The sequence below is a fragment of the Arthrobacter sp. 260 genome, from assembly GCF_013116745.1.
Lineage (GTDB): Bacteria > Actinomycetota > Actinomycetes > Actinomycetales > Micrococcaceae > Arthrobacter_D.
Window position 1 is genome coordinate 1 of sequence record NZ_JABFOE010000148.1, and the last position, 221, is coordinate 221.

At 57.9% G+C, this 221-nt stretch carries 1 protein-coding gene; it reads left to right on the plus strand.

The annotated features are described in order from the left end of the window. Positions 1–207 (plus strand): hypothetical protein (locus tag HMI57_RS18675; protein ID WP_216607727.1); only part of this gene is annotated, 207 nt, incomplete at its 5' end. Positions 208–221 lie beyond the last annotated feature (14 nt).

Below are 221 nucleotides of genomic sequence, written 5' to 3' on the forward strand. Positions count from 1 at the left end.
GTGCTGGGTGACAGAGTGCTGCCCGTTGACGACTATGAGGTTCTTGGTGATGTGCAGCGTCATGAGGAGACGGTGCTTCTTCGGTTGCGTTTGGCTGATGGGTTGCCGATGGCGGATCTGTCCGAGGTCGAATGTATGCGGGCTACTGAGGTTGTCGAGCAGGAGCTCGGGACAATGGAGGAGGGGCGGCTGGTACTCAACTTGTAAGGTCGAATGGTGGC